The organism is Paracidovorax sp. MALMAid1276, assembly GCF_049198005.1.
Lineage (GTDB): Bacteria > Pseudomonadota > Gammaproteobacteria > Burkholderiales > Burkholderiaceae_C > Acidovorax.
Map to the genome: position 1 here is coordinate 1 of NZ_JBMIRS010000092.1, position 25,912 is coordinate 25,912.

General features: G+C 66.7%; 24 protein-coding genes. 17 read left to right on the forward strand and 7 right to left on the reverse strand.

Going from position 1 to position 25,912, the window contains the following annotated elements:
• Positions 1-167: 167 nt before the first annotated feature.
• From ACOQFS_RS05725 to ACOQFS_RS05735, 3 genes are all read left to right on the forward strand, one after another.
• Complete coding sequence (locus ACOQFS_RS05725; RefSeq protein ID WP_421561936.1) at positions 168-1,073, forward strand: SDR family oxidoreductase; 906 nt, start codon at positions 168-170, stop codon at positions 1,071-1,073.
• Between the two features lie 50 nt (positions 1,074-1,123).
• Positions 1,124-1,714 carry a methylated-DNA--[protein]-cysteine S-methyltransferase gene (locus ACOQFS_RS05730; RefSeq protein ID WP_421561937.1) on the forward strand — a complete coding sequence of 197 codons (591 nt, stop codon included), beginning with the start codon at positions 1,124-1,126 and terminating at the stop codon, positions 1,712-1,714.
• A 210-nt stretch (positions 1,715-1,924) separates the two neighbouring features.
• Positions 1,925-2,965, forward strand: coding sequence for a diguanylate cyclase domain-containing protein (locus tag ACOQFS_RS05735; protein WP_421561938.1), 1,041 nt, complete (start codon positions 1,925-1,927; stop codon positions 2,963-2,965).
• 33 nt (positions 2,966-2,998) lie between these two features.
• Here ACOQFS_RS05735 and ACOQFS_RS05740 read toward each other — a convergent pair whose 3' ends face one another.
• The 3 genes from ACOQFS_RS05740 to ACOQFS_RS05750 all read right to left on the reverse strand — a co-directional run bounded on the left by ACOQFS_RS05740 (position 2,999) and on the right by ACOQFS_RS05750 (position 6,502).
• The gene (locus ACOQFS_RS05740) at positions 2,999-4,126 is read right to left on the reverse strand and encodes a DUF72 domain-containing protein (RefSeq protein ID WP_421561939.1); all 1,128 of its coding nucleotides are present in this window, start codon (positions 4,124-4,126) and stop codon (positions 2,999-3,001) included.
• Positions 4,127-4,145: 19 nt separating this feature from the next.
• Positions 4,146-5,999: a monovalent cation:proton antiporter-2 (CPA2) family protein gene (locus tag ACOQFS_RS05745; RefSeq protein WP_421561940.1), complete on the reverse strand. Its 1,854-nt coding sequence runs from the start codon at positions 5,997-5,999 to the stop codon at positions 4,146-4,148.
• A 98-nt stretch (positions 6,000-6,097) separates the two neighbouring features.
• On the reverse strand, positions 6,098-6,502 hold the full coding sequence (locus tag ACOQFS_RS05750; protein WP_421561941.1) for a hypothetical protein: 405 nt from the start codon (positions 6,500-6,502) through the stop codon (positions 6,098-6,100).
• 215 nt (positions 6,503-6,717) lie between these two features.
• Here ACOQFS_RS05750 and ACOQFS_RS05755 point away from each other — a divergent pair, with 215 nt between their 5' ends.
• The 5 genes from ACOQFS_RS05755 to ACOQFS_RS05775 all read left to right on the forward strand — a co-directional run bounded on the left by ACOQFS_RS05755 (position 6,718) and on the right by ACOQFS_RS05775 (position 12,606).
• On the forward strand, positions 6,718-9,090 hold the full coding sequence (locus ACOQFS_RS05755; protein ID WP_421561942.1) for a Tex family protein: 2,373 nt from the start codon (positions 6,718-6,720) through the stop codon (positions 9,088-9,090).
• 70 nt (positions 9,091-9,160) lie between these two features.
• A complete protein-coding gene (locus ACOQFS_RS05760) occupies positions 9,161-9,988 on the forward strand; it encodes an HDOD domain-containing protein (RefSeq protein ID WP_421561943.1) in 828 nt (275 codons plus the stop codon).
• A gap of 76 nt (positions 9,989-10,064) precedes the next feature.
• Complete coding sequence (locus ACOQFS_RS05765; protein ID WP_421561944.1) at positions 10,065-11,267, forward strand: patatin-like phospholipase family protein; 1,203 nt, start codon at positions 10,065-10,067, stop codon at positions 11,265-11,267.
• A gap of 155 nt (positions 11,268-11,422) precedes the next feature.
• Positions 11,423-12,079 (forward strand): N-acetylmuramoyl-L-alanine amidase, encoded by a 657-nt coding sequence (locus ACOQFS_RS05770; RefSeq protein ID WP_421561945.1) that lies wholly within the window; start codon positions 11,423-11,425, stop codon positions 12,077-12,079.
• On the forward strand, positions 12,073-12,606 hold the full coding sequence (locus ACOQFS_RS05775; protein WP_421561946.1) for a hypothetical protein: 534 nt from the start codon (positions 12,073-12,075) through the stop codon (positions 12,604-12,606). The genes ACOQFS_RS05770 and ACOQFS_RS05775 overlap by 7 nt, the downstream gene beginning before the upstream one ends.
• 97 nt (positions 12,607-12,703) lie before the next feature.
• Here the strand turns inward: ACOQFS_RS05775 and ACOQFS_RS05780 are convergent, their stop codons facing one another.
• Positions 12,704-13,987 (reverse strand): PAS domain-containing protein, encoded by a 1,284-nt coding sequence (locus tag ACOQFS_RS05780; RefSeq protein WP_421561947.1) that lies wholly within the window; start codon positions 13,985-13,987, stop codon positions 12,704-12,706.
• Between the two features lie 175 nt (positions 13,988-14,162).
• Positions 14,163-15,299: an iron-containing alcohol dehydrogenase gene (locus ACOQFS_RS05785; RefSeq protein ID WP_421561948.1), complete on the reverse strand. Its 1,137-nt coding sequence runs from the start codon at positions 15,297-15,299 to the stop codon at positions 14,163-14,165.
• An 83-nt stretch (positions 15,300-15,382) separates the two neighbouring features.
• Between ACOQFS_RS05785 and ACOQFS_RS05790 the strand changes: the two genes are divergently transcribed.
• The 3 genes from ACOQFS_RS05790 to ACOQFS_RS05800 all read left to right on the forward strand — a co-directional run bounded on the left by ACOQFS_RS05790 (position 15,383) and on the right by ACOQFS_RS05800 (position 18,155).
• Positions 15,383-16,252 carry a 2-keto-4-pentenoate hydratase gene (locus tag ACOQFS_RS05790; protein ID WP_421561949.1) on the forward strand — a complete coding sequence of 290 codons (870 nt, stop codon included), beginning with the start codon at positions 15,383-15,385 and terminating at the stop codon, positions 16,250-16,252.
• Positions 16,253-16,323: 71 nt separating this feature from the next.
• Complete coding sequence (locus ACOQFS_RS05795; RefSeq protein WP_421561950.1) at positions 16,324-17,286, forward strand: alpha/beta hydrolase; 963 nt, start codon at positions 16,324-16,326, stop codon at positions 17,284-17,286.
• Between the two features lie 8 nt (positions 17,287-17,294).
• Entirely contained in the window at positions 17,295-18,155 is an 861-nt protein-coding gene (locus ACOQFS_RS05800; protein ID WP_421561951.1) for a YbgC/FadM family acyl-CoA thioesterase, read from the forward strand.
• Positions 18,156-18,227: 72 nt separating this feature from the next.
• Here ACOQFS_RS05800 and ACOQFS_RS05805 read toward each other — a convergent pair whose 3' ends face one another.
• Positions 18,228-19,256, reverse strand: coding sequence for a YgfZ/GcvT domain-containing protein (locus ACOQFS_RS05805; RefSeq protein WP_421561952.1), 1,029 nt, complete (start codon positions 19,254-19,256; stop codon positions 18,228-18,230).
• Here ACOQFS_RS05805 and mltG point away from each other — a divergent pair.
• The 6 genes from mltG to ACOQFS_RS05835 all read left to right on the forward strand — a co-directional run bounded on the left by mltG (position 19,185) and on the right by ACOQFS_RS05835 (position 23,840).
• A complete protein-coding gene (gene mltG, locus ACOQFS_RS05810) occupies positions 19,185-20,171 on the forward strand; it encodes an endolytic transglycosylase MltG (RefSeq protein ID WP_421561953.1) in 987 nt (328 codons plus the stop codon). The genes ACOQFS_RS05805 and mltG overlap by 72 nt on opposite strands.
• 35 nt (positions 20,172-20,206) lie before the next feature.
• Positions 20,207-20,887 (forward strand): dTMP kinase, encoded by a 681-nt coding sequence (gene tmk, locus ACOQFS_RS05815; RefSeq protein WP_421561954.1) that lies wholly within the window; start codon positions 20,207-20,209, stop codon positions 20,885-20,887.
• Positions 20,884-21,921: a DNA polymerase III subunit delta' gene (locus ACOQFS_RS05820; protein WP_421561955.1), complete on the forward strand. Its 1,038-nt coding sequence runs from the start codon at positions 20,884-20,886 to the stop codon at positions 21,919-21,921. Before tmk ends, ACOQFS_RS05820 begins: the two co-directional genes overlap by 4 nt.
• Positions 21,918-22,277, forward strand: a complete 360-nt coding sequence (locus ACOQFS_RS05825) for a PilZ domain-containing protein (protein ID WP_063460474.1) — start codon at positions 21,918-21,920, stop codon at positions 22,275-22,277. The genes ACOQFS_RS05820 and ACOQFS_RS05825 overlap by 4 nt, the downstream gene beginning before the upstream one ends.
• 64 nt (positions 22,278-22,341) lie before the next feature.
• Positions 22,342-23,148, forward strand: a complete 807-nt coding sequence (locus tag ACOQFS_RS05830; protein ID WP_421561956.1) for a TatD family hydrolase — start codon at positions 22,342-22,344, stop codon at positions 23,146-23,148.
• Positions 23,145-23,840 carry an ankyrin repeat domain-containing protein gene (locus tag ACOQFS_RS05835; RefSeq protein ID WP_421561957.1) on the forward strand — a complete coding sequence of 232 codons (696 nt, stop codon included), beginning with the start codon at positions 23,145-23,147 and terminating at the stop codon, positions 23,838-23,840. The genes ACOQFS_RS05830 and ACOQFS_RS05835 overlap by 4 nt, the downstream gene beginning before the upstream one ends.
• A gap of 68 nt (positions 23,841-23,908) precedes the next feature.
• On the opposite strand, the gene msbA is transcribed toward ACOQFS_RS05835, so the two are convergent.
• The gene (msbA, locus tag ACOQFS_RS05840) at positions 23,909-25,735 is read right to left on the reverse strand and encodes a lipid A export permease/ATP-binding protein MsbA (RefSeq protein ID WP_421561958.1); all 1,827 of its coding nucleotides are present in this window, start codon (positions 25,733-25,735) and stop codon (positions 23,909-23,911) included.
• Positions 25,736-25,912 lie beyond the last annotated feature (177 nt).

Consider the following 25,912-nt stretch of genomic DNA (forward strand, 5'->3'; position numbering starts at 1 on the left):
CCCCTGAGCGGCTGCGCCGCTTCCCCCTTCTCTCGACTTGCTGCCGCAAGTCGGGAAGGGGGACGACGCCCTCGCTGCGGGGCGGCCCTTGCTCGGCGTCTCTGGCCTGGGACTCGCCCGTTTTGACCACCGCTGTAAATGCCAACAATTTCAAGGAGACAAAAAACATGATCGACAACTTTGCCGGCAAAACCGCCATCCTCACCGGCGCAGGCTCGGGTTTTGGCCTCGAATGCGCGCGCATTGGCGCGCGGCTGGGCATGAACCTGGTGCTCGTCGATGTGCAGCAGGACGCTCTCGACGCCGCCACGGCCGAGGTGCAGGCCGCAGGCGCGCAGGTGCTGGCCCGCAAGGTCGATGTATCGAACGCGCAGCAGATGGAGCAACTGGCTGCCGATGTGCAAGAGCGCTTTGGCGCGCCCCATCTGGTGTTCAACAACGCCGGTGTGGGCGCTGGCGGCCTGGTGTGGGAGAACTCGCTCAAGGACTGGGAATGGGTGCTGGGCGTGAACCTGATGGGCGTGGTGCACGGCGTGCGCCTGTTCACTCCCATGATGCTGGCGGCCGCCAAGGCCGACCCTGCGTGGCGCGGCCACATCGTCAACACGGCCAGCATGGCCGGCCTGCTGGCCGCGCCCAACATGGGCATCTACAACGTCAGCAAGCACGCGGTGGTGGCGCTGTCCGAAACGCTGCACCAGGACCTGTCGCTCGTCACCGATCAGGTCACGGCCAGCGTGCTGTGCCCGTTCTTTGTGCCCACCGGCATCAGCCAGAGCCACCGCAACCGCCCGGGCGAACTCGCGGCCAACAAGCCCACCAAAAGCCAGCTCATCGGCCAGGCCATGAACGACAAGGCCGTGACCAGCGGCAAGGTGACAGCGGCCGAGGTGGCACAGAAGATGTTCGACGCCGCAGCCCAGGGCCAGTTCTACATCTACAGCCACCCCAAGGCGCTGGCATCGGTGCAGACGCGCATGGAGGATGTGATGCTGGGCCGCAACCCCACCGATCCGTTCGCGGCCAAGCCCGAGGTGGGGGCGCAACTGCGTGCCGCTTTAAGGGCTGAATAGGCGATCACCGCTCTATCCATATGACTTTACAGCTATTAAACTTATAGCTTATGTCATTGCACGCAACCACCGGCCGTGGGGATCATGGCGCAGCCCGTGGTTACGCCCTGTTTCCCACGGCCATCGGCCACTGTGGCATGGCGTGGCAAGGTGCGGTGCTGGTGGGTGTGCAACTGCCCGAGGACGCTGGCGAGATGCCAACACGCGCCCGCATGTTGCGGAGGTTTCCGCACCTGGCTGAATGCACGATGCCGCCCCCGGTGGCCGCCTGGGCTGCGCGCGTGGCAGCCCTGCTGCAGGGGGTGCGCGACGACCTGTGCGATGTGCCTTTGGCGCTCGACACCGTGCCGCCGTTCAACGCCCGCGTTTATGCCTTGGCCCGCCGCATTCCGCCCGGCAAGACCATGACCTACGGCGAAATGGCCGCAGCCCTGGGCGAACCCGGCGCCGCCCGCGCCGTGGGCCAGGCGCTGGGCCACAACCCGTTTGCGCCCGTGGTGCCGTGCCACCGCATCCTGGCCGCCAATGGCCGAGCGGGCGGCTTCTCGGCCGGTGGCGGCGCGGCCACCAAGTTGCGCATGCTCGACACCGAGGGCGCCTTTGCCCACGACACCCTGGCGCTGTTTGCGCAGAGAGACTGACGCACGGCCCGCCACTCGCTGGCGGGCTGGCTGGTCGGCTTGTTGGCGGGCTGGCGCAGGGAAGTTCCGTAGTGTCTGCCGCCCTGGGGGGGTGTTACATTCAACCGGACAGTTCAGAACGCACCCGCCGCCGCGCTGCGCGAATGGCAGCAGGCAGGAGGGGTGCCACCCGTTCGACGCCTTCCCCGCACCCGACAAGGACCCCACCGCATGTCACCGGAACGCGAGCGACTGACCCGCATGCTCTTTGATGAGTACATCGCGATGTACGCCGCGCGTGATCTGCGGCTGCTGGACCGCTTCAGCGACAACTTCAGTGGCTTCTCGGGCAGCAGCGACAGGCTGGTGAAGACCCGCACCGAGTGGATCGAGACCACGCGGCAGGATTTTCAGCAAGTGCCTCAGCCCATCGTGATCGAGATGATGGATCTGTTCGCGCAGGACCTGGGCGAGGACTTGCTGGCCGCCACCGCCTTCTTCCACATCCACCTGCCCATCCCCGACGCACTCTTTGCCCGCGAAACCGCGCGCAAGGTCGTGTTGTTCCAGCGTCAGGCGGGTGCGGGCGAAGCGCCAGCCGACTGGAAGATCGTGCATGTGAGCGTCTCCATCCCCTACGGCACCGCCCAGGGTGGCGAGGTCTTCCCCATTGAGGAACTGCGCCAGCGCAACCGCGAGCTGGAAGCGCTGGTGGCCGAGCGCACCCAGACCCTGGCCCAGGTCAACCACCGCCTGGAGCTGCTGAGCAACACCGACGGCCTCACCGGCATTGCCAACCGCCGCCATTTCGACGACGCCCTGGCGCGCGAATGGGCACGCGCCCAGCGCGCTGCTGCGCCATTGGCGCTCATCCTGCTGGATGTGGACGTGTTCAAGCATTTCAACGACCACTATGGCCACCTGGCGGGCGATGCCTGCCTGCGCACGCTGGCCACCACGCTTGCGCAGGAGGGGGCACGGCGTGAGGGCGAATTGGCCGCACGATTCGGTGGCGAAGAATTTGTGGTGCTGCTGCCCGGCTCCGACCTGGCCGCTGCCGCCGAGGTGGCGCGCCGCATCCAGGCGGCGATCCAGCGGCTGGCGCTGCCCCACGAAGGGGCTCCGCATGGCATCGTGACGGTGAGTTTCGGCGTGGCCAGCCTTCAGCCCCAGCGTGACCAGTTGCCCGAAGAGCTGGTGCGCCGCGCCGACCGCGCCATGTACCGCGCCAAGCAGGGCGGGCGCAACCGGATCGAACTGGCGTCTGCGTGATGCGCAGGTGATCTGAAACCCCGGCGCCAGGCCCTACCGCTTCGCCAGCTTCACGACCTCTTCCGCTACCCCCCGCACGGTCATCGGCGCGCTGCCTTCGGCGTGGTTGCTGACCGCCACAAACGCGTTCTGGCCATGCCCCGTGACAGCCGATAACACGGACGCCAGCGCCGCCCTCGTTTCCAGGTCCGGGTGGTGCAGCCGGTCGTAGGGCTTGTACAGCCGCTCGGCATCTGCATAGCCATAGGGGCCGTGCACCGGGTTCAGGTTCCAGCGGCACACCAGGGGCCCGGGCCACAGCGCGCGCAGCATGGGCAGCTGGGCCTGCAGCGGCGGCATCTTGGCATGCAGGCCCAGGCAGTACGTGGCGCCGCACTCGCGCAGCACCGCGGCTAAGTCGGGCGTCAGCCATTCGGGGTCGCGCACCTCCACGGCGATCACGCCGTCGGGCGCGGTGGGGGCCAGCGCCGGCAGGGCGCGCAGCAGGGTGCGCAGGCGGTCCAGCAGCAGCGGCATGCGGTCGAGCTGGGCCAGGGGCAGGGGGCTGAGCTGAAACACCAGGGCTCCGAGCTTGTGCGAGAGGCCCTGCAGGGCCGGCTCCACGCACTCGCTGCGTGCCAGGTCCGGGCTCAGAAAGGCCGGGTTGGGCTCGCGGCCCCGGCCATCATCGCTGCGCACCAGCGCGTCCGTCACCACGCTGGGCGCCTTCACCACAAATCGGAAGTCGTCCGGCACCTGCGCGGCATAGCGCTCGAACTGGCTGGCGGTGAGGGGGCGGTAGAAGCTGCGGTCGATGCTCACGGTGCGCATCAGCGGGTGCTGCGCATAGGCGGTGAGCCCGTTTTTGGAGAGCTGGGTGTCGGAATGCTCGCCCTCCCACACCAGGCCCTGCCAGCCCGGGTAGGCCCAGCTGGACGAACCCAGCCGCAGTGTGGGCGGCAGGCGGCGTGCCAGTGCGTGCATGGCCTCGTCCTGCGGCTGTGCACAGATGCCCGCAGCGGCCTTGCGGCGGAGCGGCGCTGCGGAGGCGGCGGGTGCGTCGAGCGGATCGGGCGGATGGGGCGACGGTGGCAGCGCCCCGCCACGGCGTGCCGCCGTCGGGGTCACCGGGGTGGGTGCGTCCTCGTCCGGCGCGCCAAACAGATCGTCCTGAACGCCCATAGGGTCTCGCTGCGGGTTGTCAGGCCTGGGGCTGGGCGGGCGGTGCGGATGGTGAAGAGGGCGGCTGCTCGATCGCATCGGCCGCTTCTTCGTTCAACGCCTTTGCCTCGCGCTGGGGCTGCGTCAGCGGCGTGGGAATCCACTTTCTGCCCTGGAAGAATTGGCGCGCGCCGTCCTTGTCGCCCGCCAGCTCCAGCTGCAGGCGCTCGGCGTCGCGCGCGCGAATGCGTTCGGCCACCTCGGCCGCTTCATCGGGGTCCACGCCCAGGGTTTCCAGCGCCTGCACGCCAAAGCCCATGGCCGATTCGAAGGTCTCGCGCATCTGGTAGTCCGCCCCCAGGCGCAGCAGCTCGATGGCGTGCTGCCGGTCGAAGGCGCGCGCCAGCACGGGCACCAGCGGGCATTCGTGCTTGAGCAGCTCCACGATGTGCGTGGTGGTTTGGGGGTCGTTGGTGCACACCAGAATGGACTGGGCGTGATGGGCGCCGCTGGCGTGCAGCACATCCAGGCGGGTGCCGTCGCCGTAGTACACCTTGAACCCGAATTTCGCGGCGGCACGGATCATGTCGGTGTCGTTCTCGATGATGGCGATGTCCACACCGCGCGCCAGCAGCAGCTGGCTGGCAATCTGGGCGAACCGGCCGAATCCGATGATGAGCACCGTGCCTTTGAGTCCGTTGGCGGGCTCCACGCCGTCCATGCTCTGCGCGGGCTCGGGCGGCATCAGCCAGCGCAGAGACAGCACGGCCAGCGGCGTGAGCGCCATCGACAGAATGACCGCAGCGGTGAGCACCGCATTCACGCGCGCCTCGATGATGCCTGCCGCGCCTGCGGCGGAATACAGCACAAAGGCGAACTCGCCGCCCTGGGCCATCAGCATGGTGCGCTGCAGGGCCTCGCCGTGCCCTGCCTTGGCAAACCGCGCCACGGCATACACCCCCGCGCCCTTCACCAGCATGCACACCACCACCCCGCCCAGCAGCAGCGGCCAGTTCTGCAGCACCAGGGGCACATCGAGCGCCATGCCCACGCCCATGAAGAACAGCCCCAGCAGAATGCCCCGGAAGGGCTCCACGTCGGCCTCCAGTTGGTGGCGAAAGGTGGATTCGGACAGCATGACCCCCGCTGCGAACGCGCCCATCGCCATCGACAGGCCGCCCCACTGCATGGCCAGTGCCGAGCCCAGCACCACCAGCAAGGCGGCGGCCGTCATCACCTCGCGGGCGCGGGCGCGGGCCAGCAGGTTGAACAAGGGGTTCAGCAGCCAGCGGCTCACGGCCACCAGGCCGGCCACGGCGGCCAGCGCCACGCCCACGGTCACCCAGCGCGACACCGATTGATCGGCGGCAGCGGGCGACAGAAAGGCGACGATGGCGAGCAGCGGCACGATGGCCAGGTCTTCCAGCAGCAGGATGGAGACGATGCGCTGCCCGCGCGGGGTGGAGCTGTCGCCGCTCTCGTCCAGCAGCTGCATCACGATGGCGGTGGACGACAGCACAAAGCCCGAGGCCGCAATGAACGACACGGACGCCGACAACCCTGCGAGCACGCCCGTGGCCGTGAGCAGCGCGGTGCACACCAGCACCTGCGCGAGGCCCAATCCAAAAATCTGCCGCCGCAGGGCCCACAGCTTGGAGGGCTGCATCTCCAGCCCGATCATGAACAAAAACATCACCACGCCCAGCTCGGCCACATGCAGGATGGTCTGCGCCTCGCTGAAGAATCCCATGCCGAACGGCCCGATGGCCAAGCCTGCCGCCAGGTAGCCCAGCACCGAACCCAGCCCGAGGCGCTTGAACAGCGGCACGGCAATGACGCCGGCGGCCAGCAGCACGACCACCTTGACAAGTTCGGTGCCAGATTCAGCAGCCATGGGGACTCCGGGTGAAGGATCGGGGGGAACAAAAAGGGGGGGCGAGAGGGCGGTCGGCCGACTGCCGATGGTAGCCGCTGGCGCGCGCCGGCAGCGCTTCAAGAGCCCGCAAACAGCCCGCCCTCGTCCAGCAGTTCGTAGGTGATCTCGGGGCGCTGGTCCATGCCCTTCTTGATCGCGGCGGGAATGGCTTGGCGTGTCTTGCGGCACAGGCCCTGCTGCTCGTGGACCAGGATGGTGATGCCGCGCAAGGTGCGCACCTCATGGGGGCTGGGCGCGATGGTGAGCTGTATGCCCAGCTGCTGGGCCATGCGGTCCTGCAGACGGCGCAGATCGGCCAGGCTGGTGATGTTTTCCAGGCGCTGCAGCAGCTTTTTCTCTTCGGCCTGCGTGAGCTGCAGCACACGCATGTCGCCGCCCCCGTCGGCCAGCAGGCGGTCGCGGTCGCACACGCAGGCGCCCGGCGGGCACTCGGTGCGGATCGGAAAGGGCGGGGCGTTCATGGCGAAGGCATTCTAGAAGGCTGGCGGGCGGCGCTGCCGCAGCGCACGCGGCGGCATCCCTGGACGGCTGGCCGGGTGCTGCTGGCCGGATGCTGCGAGAGGTGCCTGTGGCAAACTCGCGCGCTTCGCGTTTTTGCGCGTTTCGCCTTTGTCATTGTGTAGAGCGCTGGGCCCTTTGCTGGGCCGAGCCAGAGTGTGAAAGAGTGTGTCCGCACATGCAGCAGATCATCCGGCAGCTGGCCGCAGAAATCAGGGTTAGTGAACAACAGGTGCGCGCAGCGGTAGAGCTGCTGGACGGCGGGGCCACGGTGCCCTTCATCGCGCGCTACCGCAAGGAAGTGACCGGGGGCCTCGACGACATCCAGCTGCGCGAGCTGGAGGCCCGCCTGTCGTACCTGCGCGAGCTGGAAGACCGCCGTGTGGCGGTGCTCAAGAGCATCGACGAGCAGGGCAAGCTGACCGACGTCCTGCGTGCCGCGATTGCTGCCGCTCCAACGAAGCAGGAGCTGGAAGACATCTACCTGCCGTTCAAGCAAAAGCGCCGCACCAAGGGCCAGATCGCACGCGAGTTCGGCATCGAGCCGCTGGCGGACAAGCTGTTTGCCGACCCGACGCTGGACCCTGCGGCCGAGGCCGCAGCCTTTACCAAGCCGCCCGAAGTGCTGGACGACGGCAAGCCCGGCGCCGATTTTTCCACCGTGCCGGCCGTGCTCGACGGTGTGCGCGACATCCTGTCCGAACGCTGGGCTGAGGACGCCGTGCTGGTGCAGAACCTGCGCGAGTGGCTGTGGGCCGAAGGCCTGCTGCGCAGCAAGAAGGTGGAAGGCAAGAACGAGAACGACCCCGAGGTTTCCAAGTTCCGCGACTACTTCGACTACGACGAGCCCATCGGCCGCGTGCCCTCGCACCGCGCGTTGGCGGTGTTCCGGGGCCGGGGCCTGGAGATTCTGGAGGCCAAGCTGGTGCTGCCGGTAGAGCCTGAACCGGGCAAACCCAGCATCGCCGAAGGCAAGATTGCCCTGCACCTGGGCTGGAGCCACCAGGCCCGCAAGGCCGACGACCTGATCCGCAAATGCGTGGCGTGGACCTGGCGCGTGAAGCTGAGCCTGTCGACCGAGCGCGACCTGTTCACCCGCCTGCGCGACGAGGCCGAGAAGGTGGCCATCAAGGTGTTTGCCGACAACCTGCGCGACCTGTTGCTGGCCGCGCCTGCGGGCCCGCGCGTGGTGATGGGCCTGGACCCCGGCATCCGCACCGGCGTGAAGGTGGCCGTGGTGGACGCCACCGGCAAGCTGGTGGAGACCGCCACGGTGTACCCGCACGAGCCCAAGCGTGACTGGGACGGCTCGCTGTTCACCTTGGCCAAGCTGGTGGAAAAGCACGGCGTGAATCTGATTGCCATTGGCAACGGCACGGCCAGCCGCGAGACCGACAAGCTGGCGGCCGACCTGATCAAGATGGCCGCCAAGGCCGAACGCACGCTGGAGAAGGTGGTGGTGAGCGAGGCCGGTGCCTCGGTCTATTCCGCCAGCGAATACGCCAGCCAGGAGATGCCGGACGTGGACGTGAGCCTGCGCGGCGCGGCCTCCATTGCGCGCCGCCTGCAGGACCCGCTGGCCGAGCTGGTCAAGATCGACCCCAAGAGCATCGGCGTGGGCCAGTACCAGCACGACGTGAACCAGAGCGAACTGGCGCGCACGCTGGGCACGGTGGTGGAAGACTGCGTGAACTCGGTGGGTGTGGACCTCAACACCGCCAGCGTGCCGCTGCTGTCGCGGGTGTCGGGCCTGTCGGCCAGCGTGGCCAAGGCCGTGGTGCGATGGCGCGAGGCCAACGGGGCCTTCAAAAGCCGCAAGCAGTTGATGGACGTGGCCGGCCTGGGCGCCAAGACGTTTGAGCAGAGCGCGGGCTTTTTGCGCATCCGGGGCGGCGAGAACCCGCTGGACATGACCGGGGTGCACCCCGAAACCTACCCCGTGGTCGAGCAGATCATGGAAAAGACCGGCAAACCGGTGGCCGACATCATGGGCCGGGCCGACATGCTCAAGACCCTGAAGCCCGAGCTGTTCGCCAACGAAAAGTTTGGCGTGATCACCGTGAAGGACATCCTCTCCGAGCTGGAAAAACCCGGCCGCGACCCACGCCCCGACTTCAAGGTGGCGCGCTTCAATGACGGTGTGGAAGACATCAAGGACCTGAAGGAAGGCATGGTGCTGGAGGGCACGGTGAGCAACGTGGCGCAGTTCGGCGCCTTTGTGGACCTGGGCGTGCACCAGGACGGCCTGGTGCACGTGAGCCAGCTGAGCCACAAGTTCGTCAACGACGCTCGCGAGGTGGTCAAGACCGGCGACATCGTCAAGGTCAAGGTCATGGAGGTCGATGTGGAGCGCAAGCGCATCGGTCTGTCGATGAAGCTCGACGCCGCGCCGCGCCAACAGGGCGACCGGGGCGAGCGGGGCCCGCGCGACAACCGCTTCGAAGGTGCTGGCCGGGGCTACGCACAGCCGCCGCGCCGCGCGCCCGAACCCGCGCAGCCGTCGGCCATGGCCTCGGCCTTTGCCAAGCTGCAACAGGCCAAGGGGCGGTGACCGTCGGCGGAGGAAGGTTGGAGGCCATAATGGCCGGCAACCTTCACTCTGTCATTCTGGCGCCCGATTTATGGAGTTGAACGCACTGCTGGCCCAACCGGTGGCCCTGCCCAGCCTTCCGCGCGCCGTGGCGCTGCTGATGAGCGAGCTGGCCCACGCCGAGCCCAGCCTGCGCCGGTTGAACCAGCTGTTTGGCGCCGATCCGGCCCTGGCCGGGCGGCTGCTGGAGCTGGCCAACTCACCCACCTTTCAGCTGCCCCGGCAAATTGCGGGCATCCCCGAGGCGCTGGCCCTGCTGGCCACGCCGCAGCTGCGCACCCTGGTGACTTCGGCGCCGCTGGGCACCACCTCGCGCTCGGTGCCCGGGGTCAACATGCAGCAGTTCTGGCGCTACAGCCTCAACACCGCCAAGATCGCCCGGTCGCTGGCAGGCATCGTGCACCACAACCAGATCGCCGCATACACGGCTGGCCTGCTGCATGCGCTGGGCGAGCTGGTCATCCACCTGGGCGAGCCCGAGAAGGCCCAGTCGGTCAACACGCTGGTGGCACCTTTCGATCCGCGCCGCGGCAAGATCGAGCAGCGCATCTTCGGCTATTGCTATGGCCATGTATCGGCCGGGCTGGCCCGGCGCTGGCGGCTGCCCGAAGTGGTGGTCGACGCGTTGCACCACCAGAGCGCGCCCTTTGACAACAACGCCTACGAGCCGCTGGCGGGTGTGGTCCATCTGGCAAGCTGGCGCGCCCGCGCCCGCGAGGCCGAGCTGGACGAGCGAGAGCTGGCGGTGTCCTTCCCTGGCGAGGTGGGGCTGGCCCTGGGCCTGGACATCGACATGGTGCTGCAGCAAGACCCCATCGACTGGACGGCCCGGCCCGAAGTGACCGAGTACGTGGTCTGAAAGCCTGCGTGCGGGGCAAGGGCGCATAGGGGCAGAACTGCAGAAGGGCAGCCGCTCCCCCGGCGACAATGGGCGCATGAACGCCCTGCGCATCCACGCCGGCCCCCGGGCCCGGCAGCACCTTGAACAACATGGCCTGCTTCCCCAGCACGTCGGTGTCATCCCCGGCGCCGCCGGCGGGCCCAAGGGCTTGATCCTTGGCCCGCTTGACCGCTTCATCTTTGGCCACTGGCTGGCCCAGTCCACCCAGCCGGTGCACCTGGTCGGCGCATCCATTGGCGCCTGGCGCATGGCCACGGCCTGCCTGGGCCATTCCGTGGCCGCGTTCGAGCGGCTGGAGCATGACTACATCCACCAGGACTACGAGCTCCCACCCGGCAAGAAGCGCCCCTCGGCAGCGCATGTGAGTGAGCGGTTTGGCCAGAACCTGGACGCCTTCTACGGCGGCCGGGTGCCCGAAGTGCTGGGCCACCCCCGTTACCGGCTGCACATCGTCACCTCGCGCGGGCGGCATGTGCTGCGGCGCGAGCACGGGCTGGCCACGCCGCTGGGCTACCTGGGCGCGTTCTTGACCAACACCGTGCACCGCAAGGCCATGGGCGCGTGGATCGAGCGCGTGGTGTTTTCATCGCCAGACGCCTCCGCGCAAACGGCCGGCCACTGCGCGCCGCTGCCCTTTGCCACCACCGACTACCGCACCCGCCAGGTGGGCCTGACCGAGGACAACTTCATGCAGGCGTTGCAGGCCAGCTGCTCGATTCCCTTTGTGCTCCAGGCCGTGCACAACATCCCGGGCGCGCCGCCCGGTGCCTACTGGGATGGGGGCATTACCGATTACCACCTGCACCTGGCATACGGTCTTCCGGCGCTAAAAACTTCAAAATTGATAGCTGCTGACGCTTTTCCAGTAAGCGCTGGAGGCCAAAAATACTCAAACTCTGGCCTTGCCAGCGTGGACAGCGGCTCACCGGGGCCCATCGTCCTTTATCCCCACTTCCAGCACCGCGTCGTACCCGGCTGGCTCGACAAAGGCCTTAAATGGCGCCACCGGTCCACCGCTGCGCTGGACAGCATGGTGGTGCTCTCGCCCAACCCGGATTGGGTGCGAACCCTCCCCAACGCCAAACTGCCCGACCGCAACGATTTCACCCACTACGGCACCGACAGCCGCGCCCGGGCCAAGGTTTGGCTGGCAGCCACGCAGGCCAGTCAGCAACTGGCGGATGAATGGGCGGAGTGGCTGGAGCGCCCGGATATGTCGCGGGTGGAGGTGTTGTAGTTCTGGCCCTGTTGCGCTCACCACTTGCCTCTTGAATTGGGAGAGGAGGGAGAGAGAATTGAATGTTTCAGATAAAACGCATTGTTTCTTTCTCAAGCGAAGACCTTGTTTCTTTGTCAATAAAATCCATTTCCTTTTAACCAGAGGGATTTGGAATGTTGCAGATTGATGATCAAGGAATGCTTGTGTCCGCGCACGTGCGCTCCAAAAGATTTTCGCAAATCGAAAGGCAGCCCATGCTTGAAGTAAGAGGGATTGTTGTTCATCAAACTGGTGCCGGCAGTGCAATAAGTTCATTTAATAGCTATGGAAATGCAAATGCAAACGGAGCACATTTTTTAATCGACAAGGATGGGTTGATATATCAAACTGCTTCGGTATATCGGAGAACCAATCATGTGGGAGCGTTGCAGGCACGCTGTCTTGTAGAATATACTTGCAAGCCTGCGGAGTTCAAAAAGTCTGACGCATTTCCTCAGCAAAGTGCAGTGGACAGAATGCATGCGATCGAAGTGCTCAAGTCTGTTCCGGCGCGATATCCCTCAAATGCTGACAGTATCGGAATAGAAATTGTTGGCAAACCCTCGTTGCCGCCGGGAAAGGTGGCCCCAAAAGACGCCACGCCGAAACAGAAGGAAATTTATTTCAACAACAATGCGGTGTATGAGCCGGTGAACACGGCACAAAACATGTCACTGCGCTGGTTGGTGGCTGAGTTGATTCAGACATTGAAGGTGTCTGAAAAGGAGGTTTTTCGTCACCCCGTCGTTAGCCGGAAAAATCCTACCGAAGCGAGTACAGCCTCATGGTGAATATCGTGAAAATTTTTGCTCAGGCCATTTTTTTTGCTGGCATATCGGGTGGGGTATTTGGCCATTCTCAGGCTTCAGATATTTTTGGGGGGCATTCGAGTGATGGTAAAAATGACACAGATCAAAAATATTGTGCTTCAGCTTCATCGATGGATGAAAAGGAAGATTGTCTTCGAAATACGGCGCGTGCACTTTCCTTGCATGGCATTAAAAGTATAAAAATCACCAGCTCCCGTTATTTTGACTCTCAGGGCGGGAGGTGCAGAAAGGGGCTTGGCCCTGTTTTGAACAAGGCAAAGGTGGTGTATTTTATTGATAATTCAATCCCAGTTTCTCAAATGGCAGTGATGAATTATTTTGGCCAGCACGGAGAGTGTGTGAGTGATTCGGTGAAGATCACTCTCCTAGATGGCAAAGTTGTTAATTTTTCACTGTCAAGCGAAGGCAAGGTAGCTTATCTATCGCCTGTTGTGCGCGGGCGTGAGACGGATGTGTTTTTCTACTATTGCGACGTGTGTTCGAAATAGTGGGCTGCATCGAATCGAATCCGCAACGCCAGTTCGCCGTTGCGCAGGGCTTGGGCGATGCGGATCACGTCGTGATAGATGGGCGCGCAGCCCACCGTCATGCAGTGGCCGTGGAGGGCGGGGATTCCGTGGCGTATTGCACGTCAGCGCGGAGGAGGGGCACTTCGGAAGGCGCTTGCTGTAGCGGGTCACGTGTGAGGTGGTTGGCAGCGTGGGTGGTAGTGGCGCCGTCGCCAATGCCCATCTGTTTCAAAGCGGCGCGCTCTTTCTCTGCGTGCTGGGCCTCCTGGGCGCGCTTGCGTTCGGTCACATCCACCAGCGTGCAGATGGTGCCTGCCTGCGTACCGTCGATGCGGGTGAAGGGGGACTCGTAGCAGGCGAAGTACAGCGGCGGCAGGTGGGCGCGGTGCACGCAGATCTCGTTGTCCTGCGACTGCGCGATCTGGCTGCAAAGCTCGGGCGCAAGCTCCGGCAGGCTGGCGTCGTGCCCCGCCGTCGCACCATGGCCCGGAGCGGATGCAGGCGGAAACAGCTGCCGCCATGCGCGGTTGGACTCCAGGCAGCGGCCGTCTCGGTCGCGCACCAGTACCGGCACCTGCAGGCTGTCGACCAGCTGCCGCGTGAAGTGCTGCTGCTCGCTGTGCATCTGCTGCGATTCCCGCAACGACAGCACCAGCGACTGCACCTTGGTCGCCATGTCATTGAACGCGGAGGCCATGGCGCGCGACTCCAGCGTGCCAGTCTCCGGCATGCGGGTGCCCAGGTGCCCCCGGCGGAAGGCGTGGGTGGCCGCCGCCAGGCGCTGCAGCAAGCGCGCATTGGCGCGCAGCAGCAGGGTGAGCAAGAACAGGATGGTGAAGATGTTGAGGGCCGTGAACCGGGCCTGCGCCGCCAACGAACTCCAGATGGCATGAACCAGCGGCTCCGGGTGCAGCGTGACCGTGAGCCTAGCCATGCGGCCGCTGGGCGGCGTGTGAACGAACTGCTGCACGGGCGGCGGCATGTTCACCCAGCGCGTGAACCAGGCGGGGGCCAGGGCCTGGGCGGCGGGAAGGGCAAGCGTGATGTCGGTACCGGGCGAGTCGGCCACGTGCCATGCCAGGGCCCGCACCTGCGGCCCCAGCGTGGCGCTGCCGGCGCGCAGCAGCGCGCTGGTTTCGGCTGTGCTGGACCCCGGGGGCAGCGCGGCCAGATCGGGCATCAGGGTGGTGCCCGCGCGCTGCAGCTCCGATTGGGCGTGCCGGCGTGCCTCGTCCAATGCCTCGTCCACCAGATAGTGGTAGCGCACGGTGGTGACGACCAGGATGATCAGAAGTACCGGCAGGTACAGCCGCCGGTACGCACCGCGCAGGAGCCAGTCGCTGGCTTTTCCAGAATGCATTGATCGCCGCCTTCCCGCGCCCTCAATACCCAGGGTATTGAAATGTCAATGGAATGTTGAATGGGCGAAGTCTAGCGGGTCGGCCTGTGGGCCTGTGGCACGGGGGAGGGCGCGCACCCTGGCGCCGCCTCCAGCTGTGGTCGCGGCGCACGCCGCGCCGCAGTCCGACAGGGTGTCAGAGCGACTGACTCAGCATGTCGCGGTATTCATCCGGCGTGGCCACGCGCGGGTTGGTCTTGTGGCAATGGTCGGCCATGGCGCCCTTGATGATGTCGTCGAACATCGCCTCGGTCACGCCCATGGCCGCCAGGCCTGTGGGCAGGCCCAGGCGGGCGTTCATGTCGCGGATGGCTTCGGGGATGTCGGCGGCCGATGCGAGGCCCATGGCATGGGCCATGCGGTCCAGGCGCTTTTCCTTTTGCACCGATTCGGCCTGTGCGTTGAAGCGGATCACCGCGGGCAGGAACATGGCGTTGAGCGTGCCGTGGTGCAGGCGCGGGTTCACGCCGCCCAGGCTGTGGCTGAGCGAATGCACGGCGCCCAGGCCCTTCTGGAAGGCCATGGCGCCCTGCATGCTGGCGCTCATCATGTGCAGGCGCGCGTCGCGGTCGCTGCCGTTTTGCGTGGCCTGCGCAATGTTCGCCCAGCCGCGCGTGAGGCCGTCCAGCGCAATGCCGTCGGCCGGCGGGTTGAACGCGGCCGACATGAAGGTTTCCATGCAGTGTGCGATCGCATCCATGCCGGTAGCGGCGGTGAGCATGGGCGGCAGGCCCAGCGTGAGTTCCGGGTCGCAGATGGCGGTCTTGGGGACCAGGTTCCACGAGTGGAAGCCCAGCTTGCGGTGGTCGTCAACGATGATGATGGCGCCGCGCGCCACTTCGCTGCCCGTGCCGCTGGTGGTGGGCACGGCGATCAGCGGCGCGGCGCGCTCGGTGATGCGTGGCGAGCCGCCTTCGATGGTGGCGTAGTGGGTGAGGGGGCCTTCGTGCGTGGCCGCAATCGCGATGCCCTTGGCGCAGTCGATGGCCGAGCCGCCGCCCACGGCGATCAGGCCGTCGCAGCCCTGGGCCTTGTACATCTCCACGGCCGCGCGCACGGCGGCCTCCGTGGGGTTGGAGGGGGTCTGGTCAAACACCGCCACGGTCATGCCGGGCAGTGCGTCCAGCGCTTTTTGCAGCACGCCGGCGGCCTTCACGCCCGGGTCGGTCACGATCAGGGGGCGGGTGATGCCCACGCGCTCGCATTCCTGCTTGAGCAGCTTGACGGCGCCGAATTCAAACTGGATCTGGGTGACGTAGTAGATGAAGGCCATGGTGCAACAGAGTGTGTAAAAAATGCGCCAGCGATTACGATAGCCCGCCAGCTTCCAGCCCACTTTATAAGGAGGAGACACCCATGAAAACGAAGCAAACCCTGATGGCGGCCCTGTTTGCGGTCGCCTCTGCGACAAGCGCCCAGGCGCAATGCCTGAGCGACGCGCAGGCCGCCGAACTGGTCGCCCACTATGTGGCCAAGACCCCGGCGGCCAACCCCGAGAACCTGTCTGATGCCGATGGCGCCTGCACCCGCGGCAAGGTCAACGCCCTGCTCGCGCAGCGCATGGGCAAGGTGATTGGCTACAAGGCCGGGCTCACGAATCCTGCCGTGCAAAAGCGTTTCAACACCGACAAGCCGGTGTGGGGCAAGCTCTACGAAGGCATGGTGCTGCCAAGCGGCGCCTCTGTGGAGGCCGCCTTCGGTGCCCGTCCGCTGTATGAGGCCGACATGCTGGTGCGGGTGAAAAGCGCGGCCATCAACCACGCCAAGACGCCCATGGACGTGCTGAACGCCGTGGACCAGATCATTCCCTTCATCGAACTGCCTGACCTGGTGGTTCAGGCGCCCCCCAAGCTCAACGGCGCCGGCGTGTCCGCCATCAACGTGGGTGCGCGCCTGGGTGTGGCGGGCGCGCCCATTGCGGTGCCCGCCTACCGGGGCGAGCGCTTCGCCATGCTCAAGGCCCTGGCCGACATGAACGTGTCGCTGACCGATGGCGCGGGCGCACGCCTGGGCGGCGGCAAGGGCAGCGACATCCTCGATCACCCGCTCAACGCCGTGGTGTGGCTGGCCGGTGCGCTGGCCCAGGAAGGCCTGTCCATGCAGCCGGGCGATCTGATCAGCCTGGGCTCGTTCTCGCCGCTGCTGCCGCCCAAGGCGGGGCTGTCCGTCACGGCCACCTATGACGGCCTGCCCGGTGCAGCGCCCGTGCGCGTGACCTTCAAGTAAGAAGCCTTTGCCCCTCGGCCCGCCATTGCGCGGGCTTTTCGTTTTTCTGACCGCCATCGAGGCCCCGAGCGTTGACCGACCTGCACATCCACCACACCCGCCTGACCCCTCAAATGCGCAGCGTGCTCGAACGCATGGCGCGTGCCGGGCACCCGCCGCTGCACACGCGCTCGCCGCAAGATGCCCGCGTGGCCTACCAGGCCGGCGCTGACGTGCTGGAAGTGCCCAAGGCCGCGCTGGCGCGGGTAGAGGACCTGCAGATCCCCACCCGCGACGGTGCCCAACTGCCCGCGCGGCTGTACGCGCCCAGCACCAACAAGGGCTTGCCCGTGCTGCTGTACACGCATGGCGGCGGCTTCACCATCGGCAGCATTGCCACGCACGACATCCTGTGCCGCGAGCTGGCGCGCCTGGCCGGCTGCATGGTGATGTCGCTGGACTACCGGCTGGCGCCTGAGTACCGCTTTCCCACCGCCAGCAACGACGCCTGGGATGCGCTGCAGTGGCTGGCCGCAAATGCCCAAGGCCTGGGGGCCGACCCCGCGCGCCTGGCCGTGGGGGGCGACAGCGCGGGTGGCACGCTGGCCGCCGTCAACGCCATCCTCGCGCGCGATGCGGGGCTGCCGCTGGCGCTGCAGCTGCTCATCTACCCGGGCTGCGCGGCACACCAGGACACCCCGTCGCACGCCACCTTCGCACGCGGCCTGGTGCTGGAGGAGCCTGCCATCAGCTGGTTCTTCGGCCACTACGTGACCACGCGCGCGGAGCGCGAGGACTGGCGCTTTGCCCCGCTTTTTGCGCCGGACGTGGACAGCGTCGCCCCCGCATGGATCGGCCTGGCCGAATGCGACCCGCTGGTGGACGAAGGCATTGAATACGCCGACAAGCTGCGCCTGGCGGGCGTGCCGGTGGACCTGGACATCTACCGGGGTGTGACCCACGAATTCATCAAGATGGGCCGCGCCATCCCCGAAGCGCGCCAGGCCCATGCCGACGCGGCGCGCGCGCTGCGCCGCGCCTTTCAACTGGAGTGAACGAATCCATGCAACGCAGTGATTTCCGTTGTTTCCACCGCCTGCGCGTGCGCTGGGCCGAGGTGGACATGCAAAAGATCGTGTTCAACGCGCACTACCTCATGTATGTGGACACCGCCATGTCCGACTACTGGCGCGCGCTGGGCCTGCCGTACGAGTCCAGCATGCTGGCGCTGGGCGGCGAGATGTATGTGAAGAAGGCCACCGTGGAATACCACGCGTCGGCGCGGCTCGATGACACGCTGGACGTGGGCCTGCGCTGCGCGCGCATCGGCAATTCCTCGTGCCTGTTCACGGCCGGCATCTTCTGCGGCGACCGGCTGCTCATCACGGCCGAGCTGGTCTACGTGTTTGCCGACCCGGCCACGCAGACTTCTCGCCCCGTGCCGCCCGCGCTGCGCGCGATCTTCGAGGACTTCGAAGCCGGTGCCGCAATTCACGAGCTGCGCACGGGCGACTGGAACACGCTGGGCCGCGACGCAGGCCGGGTGCGCACCGACGTGTTCGTGCACGAGCAGGGCATCCCCGCAGAGATCGAGGCCGACGCGCACGACATCTCCGCGCGCCACGCGGTGCTCTACAACCGGCTGGGCATGCCGATTGCCGCTGGCCGGCTGCTGAAGCAGGCGCCCGGTGTGGGCCGCATCGGCCGCATGGCGGTCGACCGATCGGTGCGCGGCGCGCAGTGGGGCAGGGCGCTGCTGGACGCGCTGGTGCAGGCATCCCAAGCCCGGGGCGACACCGAGGTGCAACTGCACGCCCAGCGCAGCGCCGAGGGCTTCTACCGCCGTGCCGGCTTCAGCGCGGTGGGCGAGCCGTACGAAGAGGCCGGGATTGCGCACATTGCGATGGCAAAGGCGCTGGGCTGAGATTACTATGAAAATATGAGCTGTCAGCGCTTATCAGATAAGCGCTGGGGACCGTTTTCATTCAAATTTTTCTCAAATGTCTTCGAGCAGCGGGTAGGGCAGGGGCTGCAGCGACAGCGCCACGCCGTTCTCGGCGCCCACCTGCAGCCCGCCGTCCTGCGCGGCGCTGATCTGCAGCGACACGATGGCGTCAAAGCCGCCGCCGGGCGCGGGCGCCGCCTGCACCACCGTGCCACAGGGCTGCGCGAGATCGGCAGCGCTGAACACCTCGGCGCCCACCGCCACCTCGGCAGCTGCATGCGCGATGTAGGCGCGCCGCTTGAGCGTGCCGCGAAACTGGCTGCGCGCCACCACTTCCTGGCCGGGGTAGCAGCCCTTCTTGAAGTTCACGCCGCCCACGGATTCGAAATTGAGCATCTGCGGCACGAAGGCTTCGACCACCGGGCCGGTGAGCGTGGCCACGCCGCTTCTCACTTCGCTCCACTGCCAGGCCGCTTCGTCGAGCGCAGGGCCTGCGGGAGCGGGTTCCGACGCGGGGGCCACCCACAGCGCGCGGGGCTGTCCGTCGGCGGGGTACAGGTGCACCACCGATGCCGCGCCGACGTCCGCCTTGGTCCAGGCGGGCTGGCTGCCGCCGGGCACGGCGGTGCCGACCAGGCCATAGAGCGCGAAGTCGCCGGTGGCGTCGGTCAGCTTGGCTTTGGCGCGCAGCACGAACATCGAAAGGCGCTTGAGCGTGGGCGGCAGCAGGTCATGGCTACAGACCAGCAGCACCTCGGTGGCGCTGCGCTTGAAGCCGATGAAGCTGGCCTGCATGCGGCCCTTGGCCGACAGAAAGGCCGCGAGCCGGGCCTGGTCCATGCCCAGCAGGGCGAAATCCTGCGTGAGCTGGCCGTGCAGAAACTTGGCGGCGTCTTCGCCTTCCACGCGAATCACGCCCAGGCGGGAGAGGGGGGCAATGCCGTTCAGGGGTTGGGTCATCGCTGAATTATCATCCGCGCTCCCCATTGAGAAGGCAGCAGGGTTGTGGTGCGACGTTTTCTGGTTCTGATCGTGTTGGCGGCCATCGCAGCGGGCGGTGGTGCTTTCTGGTGGCTGCACCAACCCATCGTGGCCGGGCCCCAGGCACTCGAACTCGCCATCGAGCCCGGCACCACCCCCCGTGGCGTGGCGCGCGACGTGGTCGCCGCCGGGGCGCAGGCCGATGCACGCATGCTCTACGCATGGTTTCGCCTTTCCGGGCAGGACCGGGGCATCAAGGCGGGCAACTACGAGCTGCCGCCAGGCACCACGCCCCATGGCCTGCTGCAAAAGCTGGTGCGGGGTGAAGAAAGCCTGCGCGCCATCACCCTGGTGGAAGGCTGGAACTGGCGCCAGGTGCGCCAGGCCCTGGCGCGCGAAGAGCAGCTGAGGCAAGACGCCGCAGCGCTGAGTGACGAAGCCCTGATGACACAGCTGGGCCGCCCCGGCGTGCACCCCGAAGGCCGGTTTTTTCCGGACACTTACACCTTTGCCAAAGGCTCCAGTGACGTCGCGCTGCTGCGCCGTGCCCTGCATGCCATGGACCGCCGCCTGGAGGCCGCCTGGGCCCAGCGCGCGCCCGACACGCCCTTGAAGTCTGCCGACGAGGCGCTGATCCTCGCCAGCATCGTGGAAAAGGAAACCGGCCGCGCCAGCGACCGCGCCCAGATCGCCGGGGTGTTTGCCAACCGGCTGCGCATCGGCATGCTGCTGCAGACCGACCCCACCGTGATCTACGGCCTGGGCGACAAGTTTGACGGCAACCTGCGCCGCCGCGACCTGCAAACCGACACTCCCTGGAACACCTACACCCGCAGCGGGCTGCCGCCCACGCCCATCGCCATGCCCGGCAAGGCGTCGCTGGTGGCTGCCGTGCAGCCTGAAGCCACGCGCGCCCTGTACTTTGTGGCCCGTGGCGACGGCACCAGCCAGTTCAGCACCTCGCTGGACGAACACAACCGCGCCGTCAACCGCTACCAGCGGGGCCAGCAGTAGCCGCCGCGCCGCGCGCCGCCCCCAACAAGGTTTCCATGGCATCTCGACCCGGACTTTTCATCACGTTTGAAGGCATCGATGGCGCGGGCAAGTCCTCGCACATCGAGGGCCTGGCGGCCGCGTTCCGGGCGCAGGGCCGCACGGTGACCGTGAGCCGCGAGCCCGGTGGCACGCCGCTGGCCGAGAAGCTGCGCGACATGGTGCTGAACGACGCGATGGACCCGCTCACCGAGTCGCTGCTCATCTTTGCCGCCCGCCGCGACCACCTGCGCAACGTGATCGAGCCAGCCCTGGCGCGGGGCGACGTGGTGCTGTGTGACCGTTTCACCGACGCCACCTTTGCGTACCAGGGGGCGGGCCGTGGCTTCGATCTCGGCGTGCTATCACTATTGGAGCGGCTGGCACAGACTGGTCTTGCGCTAGAGCCTGATTTGATGCGTGAACCGGACCTGACGGTGTGGTTTGACCTAGCGCCGGAGGTGGCGGCCGAGCGCCTTGCGGGTGCTCGCGTGCCGGATCGCTTCGAGGCCCAGCCCGTGGAGTTCTTCCGCCGTGTCGCTCAGGGTTATGCCGACCGCGCCGCCGCGGCGCCTGCGCGTTTTGCGCGGCTGGACGCCGCGCAGGAGCGCCACCGCGTGTGGCAGCAATTGACCAGTGTGTTGGTGCGCAAGGGTTGGCTGGCCATCATGGTGGCCGCCAACGGGGGGCCGCAATGAGCGACGCAGCGCCCTGGATCGCCCGGCAACTGTCCAGCCTGCTGGCCCAGCGCGGCCACGCGTGGCTGTTGCAGGGGCCGTCCGGGCTGGGGCAATATGCCGTGGGTTTGGGGATGGTGAGCGCCTGGCTGTGCGATGCCCCCACCGCAGCGGGTGCCTGCGGGCAGTGCGCAAGCTGCCACGCCATCGGGGTGCGCACCCATGCCGACCTGTGCGTGCTGATGCCTGAAGTGCAGATGATGGCGCTGGGTTGGCCCTTGTCCGAGAAAGCCCAGGCCGACATCGACGACAAGAAGCGCAAGCCCAGCCGCGAGATCCGCGTGGAGGCGATGCGCGATGCGGTGGAGTTCGCGCAGCGCACTTCGGCGAGGGGGCGCGGCAAGGCCGTGCTGGTGTACCCGGCCGAGCAGATGAACCACGTCACGGCCAACGCCTTGCTCAAGACGCTGGAAGAACCGCCGGGCGATGTGCGCTTTGTGCTGGCCAGCGAGGCCGCGCACCAGTTGCTGCCCACCATTCGCAGCCGCTGCCTGGGCCACACCATGCTGTGGCCCGCCGACAGCGACATGCTGGCATGGCTGGAAAAACAGGGCGTGGCGGCGGCGGCCGCCCCGGCCTTCCTGCGCGCTGCGGGCGGACGGCCCGACGATGCGCTGGCGCTGGCCCAGTCGGGCCGCAGCCCGCAGGCCTGGTCGGCCGTGCCCCAGGCCGTGGCCCGGGGGGATGCCACGGCACTGGCCGACTGGTCGCCGGCCCAGGCGGTCGATGTGCTGCAAAAACTTTGCCACGACCTGCTGGCCACCCGCGTGGGGGCAGCTCCGCGCTACTTCGCTGCGGCTGATCTGCCCCGGCCACCTTCGATCGGAGCGTTGACCCGCTGGTCGCGTGCACTGGTCAAAACCGCCCGCACTGCGGACCATCCCTTCAACGCCGGACTCATGCTGGAGGCGCTTGTCGCCCAGGCGCGAAACGCCCTACACTCCAAGCCAGCCGCCGCGCACCCCGTACCTACCGCACCCACGTCCCATCCATGAGCAGTCCCTCCACAGCGCCCCGCCCCAGCGTCATGCAGCTGGCCATCAAGGAAAAGGGGGCCTTGTACGCGGCCTACATTCCCTTTTTTGCCGAAGGGGGCATCTTTGTGCCCACGCAGCGGGACTACAAGCTCGGTGATGATGTGTACGTTCTGCTGACTTTGCCGGACGACACGCAGCGCTACCCGGTGGCGGGCCGCGTGGCCTGGGTGACACCGGCGCGTGCCGCGGGCAACCGCACGCAAGGCGTGGGCATCCAGTTTCCCAAGGATGAAAAGTCGCGCCAGCTCAAGGCCAAGATCGAGGAACTGCTGGGCACGGCCCTGGGCTCTGACCGTCCGACGCAGACGATCTGAACCCGCCCCGCCGCCCTTGCCGACCCGCGCTGCCGGTCGGCATTTTCATTTTTGTTGCAACCACATGTTTACCGATTCGCACTGCCACCTCAATTTTCCGGAGCTCGCCAGTCAGCTGCCGGCCATCCGCGAGGCCATGGCCGCGGCCCAGGTCACGCGGGCGCTGTGCATTTGCACCACGCTGGAAGAATTTGAAGGGGTGCACGGCCTCGCACTGGCCTATGACAATTTCTGGAGCACCGTCGGTGTGCACCCGGACAACGAGGGCATCGCAGAGCCCACGGTGCAAGACCTGCTCGACCGCGCTGCGTTGCCACGCGTGGTGGCGATCGGGGAGACGGGGCTGGATTACTACGGCATGGAAGACCGCAAGGGCGGCCGCAGCATTGCCGACCTGGAATGGCAGCGCGCGCGGTTTCGCAACCACATCCGCGCGGCCCGCCACTGCGGCAAGCCGCTTGTCATCCACACCCGCAGTGCCTCGGACGACACCCTGGCGATCCTGCGCGAAGAGGGCGAGGACGGCCCGGGAAACCGCGCAGGTGGCGTGTTTCACTGCTTCACCGAATCCCTGCTGGTGGCGCGGGCTGCGCTGGACCTGGGCTACTACATCTCCTTCTCGGGCATCATCACGTTCAAGAGTGCGCAGGAGTTGCGCGACGTGGTGGCCTTGGTGCCGCTGGACCGCATGCTGATCGAGACCGACAGCCCCTACCTGGCCCCGGTGCCCTACCGTGGCAAGACCAACAACCCGTCTTACGTGCCCCATGTGGCGCAGCAGGTGGCCGACATCAAAGGCCTGAGCCTGCAAACAGTGGCGCAGGCCACCAGCCGCAATTTCGATGATCTTTTCAAGGGAGTGACTGCATGACTGCAGTGATCCATCGGCGCGCAGCCCTGGCAGGCCTGGCGGTTGCAGCCGGCGCCTGTCTCGCCTTCGGTGCGCCCGCCAGAGCGGGAGCCTTCGAGGACTTTTTCCAGGCGATCCAGCGTGATGACGGCGACGCCATCGCAGCGCTGCTGCGCCGTGGGTTTGACCCCAACACGCGAGACCCCAAAGGCCAGGTGGGGCTGACGCTGGCGCTGCAGGACGGCTCGCTCAAGGCGTTTGCGGCCCTCATGGCCTCGCGCCAGCTGCAGGTCGAAGCCCGCAACGCGCAGGACGAAAGCCCTCTGATGATGGCAGCCCTCAAAGGCCATGTGGATGCCGTCAAGCAGCTTCTGGCGCGTGACGCCGATGTGAACAAGACGGGCTGGGCGCCGTTGCATTACGCAGCGTCGGCAGGCTCGCCGCAGCATGCCGAGATCATTTCCATTCTGCTGGAGCGCCACGCCTACATCGATGCGACCTCGCCCAACGGCACCACGCCGCTGATGATGGCGGCCCACTACGGTTCTTCCCAGGCCGTGCAGTTGCTGCTGGACGAGGGGGCCGACCCCACACTGAAGAACCAGCTCGGCCTGACGGCCACCGATTTCGCCATGCGCGCGGGGCGCACGGAATCTGCCGAACGCATCGCTGCAGCCATTCGCAAGCGCCAGCCCAACCGCGGCAAGTGGTAGTCGCTGGTCCGTCGCCGCTGGCCGGCGGCGATCAACGCAAAGCAGCGGATTGAACGACGCTGTTCAGTTCAATCTGCCGGGGTTTGTGTGGGTGGCGTGCCCTCGTCGTCGTGCTCTGTGGGGCGCGATTGCAGCCGCGCGTACAGCCCGCCCCGCGCCATCAGCTCCGCGTGTGTGCCTTGTTCGGCAATGCGCCCTCGCTCCATCACCACCACGCGGTCCGCGTGCTCGATGGTGGACAGGCGGTGGGCAATGACCAGGGTCGTGCGCCCGCGCATGAGGCGCTGCAGGGCTTCCTGCACCAGCCGTTCCGATTCGGTGTCCAGCGCCGACGTGGCTTCGTCCAGGATGAGTATGGGCGCGTCCTTGTAGAGCGCTCGCGCAATCGCCAGGCGCTGCCGTTGCCCGCCCGACAACTGCGTGGCGTTGTGCCCCACCGGCGTGTGGATGCCCTGAGGCAGCGCCGCGACATGGTCTGCCAGGTTGGCGGCCCTGAGGCATTCCATCACCCGCTCTTCATCCACGGCGTGGCCCAGTGCCACGTTGTGGGCAATCGTGTCGTTGAACATCACGACGTCCTGGCTCACCATGGCGAATTGGGACCGCAGCGCCTCGAGGTTCCAGTCGTGAAGCGCGTGTCCATCCACACGGATTTCGCCGGAGGCCGGCACTGCGAATCGCGGCAACAGATTCACCAGCGTGGTCTTGCCGGCACCCGATGGCCCGACGAGGGCGACGATTTCTCCCGGAGCCACCTGCAGGCTCAGCCGGTCCAGCGCGGGGGCGTGGTCCGCGCCGAAGGAGACGGTGACGTTGTCGAGCGAGAGGGCGCCATGCACCCGATCCGTTCGGTAGTCTCCACCCCGCTCGGCCCCGGTCTCGGCGAGCAGCGCAAGGCCGCGCTCCAGCGCCGCCACGCCGCGCGTCACCGGGCTGGCAACGTCGGCCAAGCGCCGGATGGGGGCAATCAGCATGAGCATTGCCGTGATGAACGACACGAACCCTCCGACGGTCACATCCTTCGCGTCCACCACCCCGCGGCTTTGCCACAGGGCAATGCAGATCACCACCGACAGGGCGGCAGCGGCCAGCAGCTGGGTGAGCGGCGTCATGGCTGCAGAGGCAATGGTGGACTTGATCGCGAGCCGACGCAGGCTGCGGCTCAGGTCCGCGAAGCGCCCGGCCTGCTCGGCCTGCGCGCCGTGCAGGCGCACCATACGGTGGGCCAGCACGTTTTCCTCCACCACATAGGCCAGCTGGTCGGTGGCGTGCTGGCTGCTCTTGGTGAGCTGGTACAGGCGCTTGGACAGGGTCTTCATGATCCACGCCACACCGGGCACCACCACGGCCACGATCAGCGTGAGCTGCCAGTTCAGGTAGAGGAGGTAGGCCAGCAGTGCCACCAGCGTGAACCCGTCCCGCGACACCCCCATCAGTGCCTGAACGAGCAGGGTCGCGCCGGTCTGTACCTCGTAGACCACCGTGTTGGACAGCGCACTGGCGGACTGCCGCGAAAACAAACCCATCTCGGCAGCCAGAACCCGGTCGAACAGCGCCTGCCGCAGGGTGAGCATGCCTTCGTTGGCAATGCGCGCCAGCGCATACTGGCCGACGAACTGCGCAATGCCCCGGACCAGGAACACGCCCAGAATGGCCACGGGGACCGCCCAGAGGGGGAGGGTGCCCTGGGTGAAGCCTTTGTCCAGCAGCGGCTGCAGCAGCGCGGGGATCAGAGGCTCGGTGATGGCCCCCACCAGGGTCGCTGCAACGGCCAGCGTCCAGGCCAGCCGCTGGTTGCCGAAGTAGACCGACAGGCGCCGCAGGCGGGTGGCAAGGCTTGCGGCAGGAAGCGCCGGGGCTGGTGATGGCGTAGCGCCTGTGTCGGTGGCTTGCATGGGCCGCCGATTCTACGGGGGCGAACTTTTGGCCGCACAGTTTGTCACAGGGGCTTCCCTGCTGTGTGTAACATTCGGGTTTGCCTTAGAGCCTGTTCAATGTCTTTTTGGAGTCGCACAAGGTCCTTGCCGGGATGGGATGCCAGGCGCGGTTCGCCGTGGATAGCTTGGCTATCC

Excerpts from the sequence above, each read along its gene's own strand:
- tmk (WP_421561954.1), top strand. The coding sequence starts at position 20,207 with ATGGCATCTCGACCCGGACTTTTCATCACGTTTGAAGGCATCGATGGC.
- ACOQFS_RS05735 (WP_421561938.1), top strand. The coding sequence starts at position 1,925 with ATGTCACCGGAACGCGAGCGACTGACCCGCATGCTCTTTGATGAGTAC.
- ACOQFS_RS05755 (WP_421561942.1), top strand. The coding sequence starts at position 6,718 with ATGCAGCAGATCATCCGGCAGCTGGCCGCAGAAATCAGGGTTAGTGAA.
- ACOQFS_RS05785 (WP_421561948.1), bottom strand. The coding sequence starts at position 15,299 with ATGGCCTTCATCTACTACGTCACCCAGATCCAGTTTGAATTCGGCGCC.
- ACOQFS_RS05725 (WP_421561936.1), top strand. The coding sequence starts at position 168 with ATGATCGACAACTTTGCCGGCAAAACCGCCATCCTCACCGGCGCAGGC.
- ACOQFS_RS05770 (WP_421561945.1), top strand. The coding sequence starts at position 11,423 with ATGTTGCAGATTGATGATCAAGGAATGCTTGTGTCCGCGCACGTGCGC.
- msbA (WP_421561958.1), bottom strand. The coding sequence starts at position 25,735 with ATGCAAGCCACCGACACAGGCGCTACGCCATCACCAGCCCCGGCGCTT.
- ACOQFS_RS05780 (WP_421561947.1), bottom strand. The coding sequence starts at position 13,987 with ATGCATTCTGGAAAAGCCAGCGACTGGCTCCTGCGCGGTGCGTACCGG.
- ACOQFS_RS05745 (WP_421561940.1), bottom strand. The coding sequence starts at position 5,999 with ATGGCTGCTGAATCTGGCACCGAACTTGTCAAGGTGGTCGTGCTGCTG.
- ACOQFS_RS05775 (WP_421561946.1), top strand. The coding sequence starts at position 12,073 with ATGGTGAATATCGTGAAAATTTTTGCTCAGGCCATTTTTTTTGCTGGC.
- ACOQFS_RS05835 (WP_421561957.1), top strand. The coding sequence starts at position 23,145 with ATGACTGCAGTGATCCATCGGCGCGCAGCCCTGGCAGGCCTGGCGGTT.
- ACOQFS_RS05800 (WP_421561951.1), top strand. The coding sequence starts at position 17,295 with ATGCAACGCAGTGATTTCCGTTGTTTCCACCGCCTGCGCGTGCGCTGG.
- ACOQFS_RS05830 (WP_421561956.1), top strand. The coding sequence starts at position 22,342 with ATGTTTACCGATTCGCACTGCCACCTCAATTTTCCGGAGCTCGCCAGT.
- ACOQFS_RS05730 (WP_421561937.1), top strand. The coding sequence starts at position 1,124 with ATGTCATTGCACGCAACCACCGGCCGTGGGGATCATGGCGCAGCCCGT.
- ACOQFS_RS05825 (WP_063460474.1), top strand. The coding sequence starts at position 21,918 with ATGAGCAGTCCCTCCACAGCGCCCCGCCCCAGCGTCATGCAGCTGGCC.
- ACOQFS_RS05820 (WP_421561955.1), top strand. The coding sequence starts at position 20,884 with ATGAGCGACGCAGCGCCCTGGATCGCCCGGCAACTGTCCAGCCTGCTG.
- ACOQFS_RS05750 (WP_421561941.1), bottom strand. The coding sequence starts at position 6,502 with ATGAACGCCCCGCCCTTTCCGATCCGCACCGAGTGCCCGCCGGGCGCC.
- ACOQFS_RS05790 (WP_421561949.1), top strand. The coding sequence starts at position 15,383 with ATGAAAACGAAGCAAACCCTGATGGCGGCCCTGTTTGCGGTCGCCTCT.
- ACOQFS_RS05760 (WP_421561943.1), top strand. The coding sequence starts at position 9,161 with ATGGAGTTGAACGCACTGCTGGCCCAACCGGTGGCCCTGCCCAGCCTT.
- ACOQFS_RS05740 (WP_421561939.1), bottom strand. The coding sequence starts at position 4,126 with ATGGGCGTTCAGGACGATCTGTTTGGCGCGCCGGACGAGGACGCACCC.
- ACOQFS_RS05765 (WP_421561944.1), top strand. The coding sequence starts at position 10,065 with ATGAACGCCCTGCGCATCCACGCCGGCCCCCGGGCCCGGCAGCACCTT.